General features: G+C 68.8%; 6 protein-coding genes. 4 read left to right on the forward strand and 2 right to left on the reverse strand.

The window, feature by feature from the left end:
* Positions 1-6 precede the first annotated feature (6 nt).
* The 3 genes from RT655_RS17260 to RT655_RS17270 all read left to right on the forward strand — a co-directional run bounded on the left by RT655_RS17260 (position 7) and on the right by RT655_RS17270 (position 5,398).
* A complete protein-coding gene (locus RT655_RS17260) occupies positions 7-2,364 on the forward strand; it encodes a TIM-barrel domain-containing protein (protein WP_313539109.1) in 2,358 nt (785 codons plus the stop codon).
* A gap of 93 nt (positions 2,365-2,457) precedes the next feature.
* Positions 2,458-3,846 carry a DUF4139 domain-containing protein gene (locus RT655_RS17265; RefSeq protein WP_313539112.1) on the forward strand — a complete coding sequence of 463 codons (1,389 nt, stop codon included), beginning with the start codon at positions 2,458-2,460 and terminating at the stop codon, positions 3,844-3,846.
* Positions 3,847-3,850: 4 nt separating this feature from the next.
* On the forward strand, positions 3,851-5,398 hold the full coding sequence (locus RT655_RS17270; protein WP_313539114.1) for a hypothetical protein: 1,548 nt from the start codon (positions 3,851-3,853) through the stop codon (positions 5,396-5,398).
* A gap of 4 nt (positions 5,399-5,402) precedes the next feature.
* Here RT655_RS17270 and RT655_RS17275 read toward each other — a convergent pair whose 3' ends face one another.
* The gene (locus tag RT655_RS17275) at positions 5,403-5,699 is read right to left on the reverse strand and encodes a hypothetical protein (protein WP_313539116.1); all 297 of its coding nucleotides are present in this window, start codon (positions 5,697-5,699) and stop codon (positions 5,403-5,405) included.
* A gap of 69 nt (positions 5,700-5,768) precedes the next feature.
* Between RT655_RS17275 and RT655_RS17280 the strand changes: the two genes are divergently transcribed.
* Positions 5,769-6,197, forward strand: a complete 429-nt coding sequence (locus RT655_RS17280) for a CBS domain-containing protein (protein ID WP_313539119.1) — start codon at positions 5,769-5,771, stop codon at positions 6,195-6,197.
* A gap of 6 nt (positions 6,198-6,203) precedes the next feature.
* On the opposite strand, the gene RT655_RS17285 is transcribed toward RT655_RS17280, so the two are convergent.
* Positions 6,204-7,691, reverse strand: coding sequence for a lipopolysaccharide biosynthesis protein (locus RT655_RS17285; protein ID WP_313539122.1), 1,488 nt, complete (start codon positions 7,689-7,691; stop codon positions 6,204-6,206).
* Positions 7,692-7,854 lie beyond the last annotated feature (163 nt).

A 7,854-nucleotide genomic window follows, 5' to 3' on the forward strand; every position in this document is an offset into this window, starting at 1 on the left:
GAGAGAATGTCCGTGAAAGCCAAGTCGCTTCTGCTGCTGGGGGCGGCACTCGCTGCGAGTATTGCGCCGAGTTTTGCCGCGCAGGCAGCGCCGCTGCAGGCGACCGCCGCCGAGGGTGCGACGCTGCTCGCGCAGAACTCCACCGGTGCCAGCTTCCGCACCGCGCGGGGCGTGCTCGCGCTGACGATCTGGGGCGACCGGATCGTGCGGGTCTCGCTGCTGCGCGAAGGGGCCGAACGCATGCCGGACCTTGCGCTGGTCGGTCAGCCCGCGAAGACGGCGTGGACGCTGGACCAGCAGCCCGATCGCTATCTGCTCGCCACGCCCGCCATGCGGATCAGCGTCGATCGCAAGACCGGCGCGGTGGCGCTGCTCGGCGCCGACGACAAGCCGCTGGTCGGCGAGACCGATCTCTACCGCCGCAAGCTGGGCGGCACGCCCGACGCCGACGGCGCGGTACGCACCGCCTTCACCCTCCCCGAGGGGCGGGCGGTCTATGGCCTCGGCCAGCACCAGGCGGGGCTGCTCGACTATCGCGGGCATATCGTCCGGCTGCAGCAGGCGAATACCGATGTCGGCGTGCCGGTGCTGGTTTCGCCCGCCGGCTTCGGGCTGTTCTGGAACAATGCCTCGGTCACCGAGGTGGCGGTGGATACCCCGCAGGCGGGCAACCGGGCCGTGTTCCGCTCGGCAGCGGGCGAGGGCGTCGACTATTTCCTCTTCGCCGGGCCCGATGTCGACCAAGTGATCGGCGCCTATCGCCAGCTCACCGGCGCCGCCTCGCTGCTGCCGCGCTGGGCCTGGGGGCTGTGGCAGTCGAAGGAGCGCTATGGCTCGCAAGCCGAGCTGCTGGGTGTGGCCGCCGAATATCGTCGCCTCGGCATTCCGCTCGATGCGGTGGTGCAGGACTGGCAATATTGGCCGGAAGGGCGCTGGGGCAGCCATGAGATGGATGCGTCGCGCTATCCCGATCCCAAGGCGATGCTCGACACGCTGCACCAGCAGCACCTGCACAGCATCGTCTCGGTCTGGCCGCGGCTCGATGTCGGGCTGGAGAATACCAAGGCGCTCGACGCGATTGGCGGGCTCTACCCCAAGACCTACCCGAACGTGTATCCGGCGGGCGAGGGGCGCTGGTACGACGCCTTCTCGAGCCGGGCCCGCGCGCTCTACTGGAAGCAGATCTACGACCGGCTAGGGAAGGCCGGGTTCGACGGCTATTGGCTCGACGGCAGCGAGGCGGAGCTGGGGGGCCATTGGGGCGAGATGGCCGAGGTGGCCACGGCGGCCGGCCCCGGCGCGCTGGTGTTCAACGCCTATCCCCTGATGCACACGACCGCGGTGCACGACGGCATGGCCGCCGACTATGCCGCCAAGCGCCCGCTGCTGCTCACCCGCTCGGCCTGGGCGGGGCAGCAGCGCAACGGCGCCTTCACCTGGTCGGGCGACGTCAGCGGGCGGTGGGACGTGTTCGCCCGGCAGATTCCGGCGGGCGTCAATTTTTCGATGACCGGCAATCCCTTCTGGTCGGCGGATATCGGCGGCTTCTTCGGCGGCAGCCCCAAGGATCCCGCCTATCAGGAGCTGTTCACCCGCTGGCTTCAGTTCGCGGTGTTCAACCCGATGTTCCGCATCCACGGCACCGGCGAGGGCAAGGAAATCTACAGCTTCCCCGAGAGCGTCCGCCAGCCGCTGCTCGACGCGGTGGCGCTGCGCTACCGGCTGCTGCCCTTCCTCTATGCGCAGAGTTGGCAGGTGGCGGACGGCGGCGCCTCGTTCCTCTATCCGGTCGGCATGGTCTTCCCGCAGGACCGCGCGGCGCAGGACCTGCGCGACCAATATCTGTTCGGCCGCAATCTGCTGGTCAGCCCGGTGATCGAGCCTGGCGCCACCTCGCGTGCGGTGTATCTGCCCGCCGGCACCGAGTGGATCGATTTCTGGACCGGCGCGCGGCACAAGGGCGGGGCGAAACTCCAGGTCGCCGCGCTGATCGGCCAGATTCCGGTGCAGGTCGCGGCGGGCACGATCCTGCCGCTGGGGTCGCCGGTCCAATATGCCGACCAGTCCCCCGATCGCCCGATCGAGCTGCGCGTCTACCGCGGCGCCGATGGCCGCTTCACCCTCTATGAGGATGCCGGCGACGGCCAGGGCTGGCGCCGCGGCGAGCGGGCAACGATCTCGCTGGCGCTGGATGACAAGGCCGGCATGTTGACGCTCGGCGCACGGCAGGGGCGCTATCCCGGCATGGCGAAGACGCGACGGTTCCGGGTGGTGACGGTGGCGCCGGGCGTTGGCACCGGGCTCGCCGAGGCGGCCGGGCGCGAGGTGGTGTATGATGGGCGGCAGCAGGTGGTGACGCTGTAGAGAGCGAGCATATCCTCCCCCCGGCGGGGGAGGAAACACTAGCGGCGGCCGCCTCATCTGCTACGATCCTCCCAAGCAAGGGGGAGGACGAGGATGCGACGTGCGGTGTGGCTCTTGGCGGCGGCATGGCCGTCGCTCGCGCAGGCCCAGCAGCTCCCCGCGCCGGACAAGACCGCACAGGGCGATCTCGCCATCACCATCTACCAGAACGGTCAGGCGCTGGTGCAGGACGCGCGCACCCTCGCGCTCGAGGCGGGCCGTACCCGCCAGGAATTCGCCGACGTCTCCGCCAAGATCCGGCCCGAGACCGTGACGCTCGCCGGCCCCGGCATCGGTATCGTCGAGCAGAATTTCGATTACGACCTGCTCACCCCCTACAAGCTGATGGAAAAGGCGGTCGGCTCGGTCGTCACCATCGTCCGCACCAACCCGGCGACCGGCGCGGAGACGCGTGAGCAGGCGCGGGTGCTCTCGGCCAATGGCGGCATCGTCCTCCAGATCGGCCCGCGCATCGAAGTGCTGCGGGACGACGGCCTGCCGGTCCGGGTGATCTTCGACAAGGTGCCCGAGAATCTGCGCGCCCGTCCCACGCTGTCGGTGACGCTGCAGGTGGCGAGCGGCGGCCGGGTGCCGGCGACGCTCAGCTATCTCACGCCCGGGCTCGGCTGGACCAGCGACTATGTGATGCTGTTCGACGAGGCGAAGAGCGCGATCGACATGCAGGGCTGGATCACGCTTACCAACGATACCGGCACCAGCTACCAGAATGCCGAGGTGACGTTGGTCGCCGGCGCGCCCAGCGGCGCGAAGGCTTTCGGCCGGCTGGCGGGCGACGATACGACCATCGACCAGCCCGGCACCGAAACCGGCCCGCGCGAGCGGCTGGGCGACTATATCTTCTATCCGCTCGCCCAGCGGACCACGATCGCCAACGCCCAGCAGAAGCAGGTCAGCTTCCTCGACGTGAAGGCCGCGCCGGCGCGCAAGACCTATGAGTGGATCAATGGCTGGCTGGGCGCCGATACCGATCCGCGCAGCGCCTCCTCGGTCCTCAAATTCTCGACGTCCAAGGATGGGGGCCTGGGCGACCAGCTGCCGAGCGGCACGATCCGCGTCTATATGCGCGATCGCCAGGGCGAGCCGCAGTTCATCGGCGAAAGCCGGGTGGATGCCGCGCCGATGGGCTCGGCGATGTCGATCCGCACGGGCGAGGCGTTCGACGTGAAGGGCGCGGCAGTGGTGGTCGAGCGCAAGAAGCTCTCGGCGCGGCGTTGGAAAACGACGATGCGCTACGACTTCACCAATGCCCGTGCCGAGCCGGTCACCGTCGATCTTGCCCAGACCGGGCTGTGGGGGGATGTCCGCGTGACCGACCAGACCCTCGCCGGCGAGCGCGTCTCCGCCGATCGGATGGAGTGGAAGGTGCCGGTGCCCGCCAATGGCAAGGCGTCCGTGACCATGGTGTTCGACAGCCGCTACTGATCCGATGCTCGCCCGCATCGCCTTCGCTGTTGCCGCGCTGCTCGCCGCCCTTCCGGCGGCGGCGCAGACGCTTGTCGTCTCGGACAAGCCCGATGCGGTGGCGGTGACGGTCTATCGCGATCCGAACCGCGGCGAAGGCGCGATTCGGCAGAGCTGGCCCGGCGGCTATGCGCTGGTCACCGAAACCCGGACGCTGCAGCTCCCCGCGGGTGCGGCGGTGATCCGATTCGTCGGCGTCTCCGAAGGCATGATGCCCGAGACCGCGATCGTCACCGGCCTGCCGCGCGGGGTGGGCGAGAAGAATCGCGACGCGCGGCTGCTCGGCCCGGCGACGCTGGTCGATGCCTATCTCAAGCGCCGCGTCACCGTCCGGCGCACCGATCGCGCGACCGGCAAGGTCCGCGCAAGCGAGGCGATGATTCAGGCCGGGCCCGAAGGCGGCGTGCTGCTCACCACCGAGCAGGGGGTGGAGGCGCTGGGCTGTTCGGGGCTGCCGGAGGCGCTGGTCTATCCAGGCGCCCCCGCCGATCTTGCCGCCAAGCCGACGCTGTCGGTGACGACCGACGGCCCTCGCGCGCAGACGGTAACGGTGCAGCTTTCCTATCTGGCGCAGGGACTCGACTGGTCGGCCAATTACGTCGCGCAGCTGGGAGAGGGCAATATGCTCGATCTGTTCGGCTGGATGACGGTGGTGAACGGCGGCAGCCAGGGCTTTGCCGATGCCCGCACCAGCGCGGTGGCCGGCCAGCCCAACAAGGAGAAGGCCGCGCGGCTGCCGCGCGGTGCCGCGACCGCGTTGCGGCTGGAATGCTGGCCGATGGGGACGACCAGCGACGCGTCGGCGCCGGGCGCGCCGATGGCGCCGCCCCCGCCGCCGCCAGCGCCGGTACCTGCGCCGATGGACCGTGCCGAAAGCATCATCGTTACCGGATCGCGCGTCGCCTTCGCGCCGGTGATGATGGCCGAGCAGGAGGATCTGGGCGACCTCAAGCTCTATCGCGTCCCCGAGCCGGTTAGCGTCGCCGCGCGCGCCACCAAGCAGGTCGCGCTGCTTCACCGCGAGCGCGTGCAGATGGCGCGCATCTATGCGGGGACGTTCCGGCCTTTCGCCTATGATCCCGATCGCGACGCCGAGAGCGAACCTGCCGCCATCCTCCTGCGCGCCGAGAATCGGACGAGCGCCGGCCTGGGGCTGCCGCTTCCGGCCGGGTCGGTCGCGCTGTTTGCGGCGCGGGGCGATCAGCCGGTGCTGCTCGGCGAGTCGGCGCTCCAGGATCGCGCGATCGGCGACGAGATCGAGCTGCGGCCCGGCGACAGCAGCGAGGTCCGCTATGCGGTGATCGGCGAGCCCGGCTCGAAGCGGCGCGCAAACTACCGGGTCGAGGTGACCAACGCGCTCGCCACCCCCGTTACCTTCGAGCTGCCGATCCCCTATCGCGACGCCAAGGCCGGCGCGCCGCTCGTCTCCCACAAGGGCGTGCCCACCTGGCGGGTGACCGTGCCGGCCAACGGCACCGCGAATCTCGACCTCACGCTCAAGCGCGCACGCTGAGGTCTCAGTCGAGGTCGACTTCGTCCTTGAGCGGGTCTTCCACCTGCGCGTCATGGCCGCTGCCCGAGCTGAGGAACATCAGCCCCATCAACGCCGCCGCCATCATGATGGTGAAGAACACGCCCAGGAAGGTGGCGATGGCGGTGACGACGTGGAGTTCGCCCATCGTCGCCCATAGCCAATATTCGGCCAGGCCGGCAGCGAGCACCGCCACCGCCGCCATCCCCCAAAGGATGCGGCGGAACCGCCCCCAGGCGAAGGCTGCATAACCTGGATCATCGAGTCCGTCGGGCTGTTCCATCGCTTTGCAAGTTGGGCCGATTCGTGGGATACACAACGCCTAAAAAATGAAAGCCAAGGAGAGAAGGCGATGACCATCGCGGCAATCCTCGAAGGCAAGGGGCGAGACATCGTGTCGATCGCCTCGACCAGCACCGTCGCAGAGGCGGTGGCACTACTCGCGGCCCGCCGGATTGGCGCGGTGCCGGTCCTCGAAAACGGCAAGGTTGTGGGCATCTTCTCCGAGCGCGACGTGATCCACTGCATCGAACGCGAAGGCGCGATCGGGCTCGAGCTCCCGGTCGGCCGCGTGATGACCGCGCCCGCGATCACCGTCGGGCCGGAGGAGACGGTGCTCGGCGCGCTGGCGCTGATGACGCGGCGGCGCATCCGCCATCTGCCCGTGCTCGACGGGCAGGCGGTGGTCGGCTTCATCTCGATCGGCGATCTGGTGAAGTACCGGATCGATCGCATCGAATCCGAAGCCGAGGCGATGCGCGCCTATATCCAGGCGGCCTGACGCGGCTTAGCCGGCGCGGTTGCGCACCAGCGCGATCGCACCGGCGAGGGTCTCTCGCGCAAAGGCGAAGAGCAGCGCGGCATAGCTCGCGCCACCGATGCTCACGAGCAGGGCCAGCCGGGGCAGGGCGGCCAGCGGCGGCAGTTCGCGATCGACGAGGGTGACGATCAGCCCCATCGCCAGCGCCGCGAACACCGGTGCCCCGATCGCCCGGCCAAGCCGCGCATAGGAAACCCCGATCGCCGGCAGTGTGCGGTGTGCCGAGAAAGCAAGGTACAGCGGATAGGCGACATACCAGGCAGCGACGAGGCCGAGAATGCCCCAGTGGACGCCGATCAGGAAGGCGATCGGCAGGAACAGCGCGCCGGTCGCACCGTTGCGCGCGCTGATCCCGGGGCGCCCCCGCGCATCGCTGGCCGGCGCGAACAAGATCTGCAGCGTCATCAGCGGCATCACCAGCGCCAGGCCATGCACCACCGGCGCCGCCTCCGCCCATTTCGGGCCGAGCACCACGGCAACCAGCGGCTCGGCGGTCGCGGCGAGGCCGATATAGAAGGGCATGGCGGCGAGCAGGATCAGCTGCGCGCCCCGCACGAACGCCGCCGCCACTGCCTCCGGATCGTCGCGCATCCGCGCATAGGCGGAGAAGGCGACCTCGTTCAGCGGCGGCACAAACTTAGAGACGAAGATCTGGGTGAGGAACAGGCTGGTCGTATAGATGCCGAGCAGATGCGGGTCGAACATGCGCCCGGCGATGAACACATCGGCCTGGCTCTGCAGGAACCAGAAGACCTGCCCCGCCGCCATCACTCCGCCATAGCGCGCCATGTCGCCCGCGCCGCGAAAGTCGAAGCTCGGCCATACCAGCGCGCGTGCCGCCACCGTCATGCCGATCGCGCGGCTGGCGAATAGCACGATGGGGGCCGCGACCAGCGTCCACACGCCCCAGCCACTATACGCCCCGGTCAGCGCGGTGATCGCGCCCGCAAGCGCCGAGACGAAATTGACCTGCGCCTGCTTGGCGAAGTCCATCGAGCGCGCGAGCAGCGCATAAGGCAGCGTGATGAAAGGGGTGCATAGATAGAGCAGCGCCTGCACCCGCAGCAGTTCGGCGACCATCGGCTGGCGATAATAGGCGGCGGCGAGCGGCGCAGCGCTTACCTGCAGCAGCGCCAGTCCGCCGTTGAGCAGCAGCAGCATCCCGAACAGCTGGCGCTGCGCACGAAGCCCGGCGTCCGCGCGCTGGATCAGCGCGCTCGCCAGCCCATAGCCGTTGAGCATGTTGAGCAGCACCAGCACCACCTGGGTCATCGCGAACAGCCCGTAATCGGCCGGCGCGAGGATTCGGATGACGAGGAAGGTGGACGACCAGGTGAGCAGCTGCCCCAGAATCTGCGTGCCCGAACGCCAGATCACGGCCTTTCGCACCTGATTCCGGAGCGATTCCGGGGCCTGATTCGGCGATTCGAGCATTGATTCGGTCACCAGCGGCATATCGCACGCCCTGATTGAGAAGCCGTAAACCGCAGATTCCTGCGGGTTTCAGGGCTGCCTGTCACGAAAACGACAGAAAGTTTCATTTTCTCGTTGACGGTCCGGCGGACCGCGCATAGAAGCCACTCCACCGACGCGGTGCTCTTCACTGAGGCAGCGGCGG

The sequence above is a fragment of the Sphingomonas sp. genome (genome assembly GCF_032114135.1).
In the GTDB taxonomy this organism is placed as follows: domain Bacteria; phylum Pseudomonadota; class Alphaproteobacteria; order Sphingomonadales; family Sphingomonadaceae; genus Sphingomonas.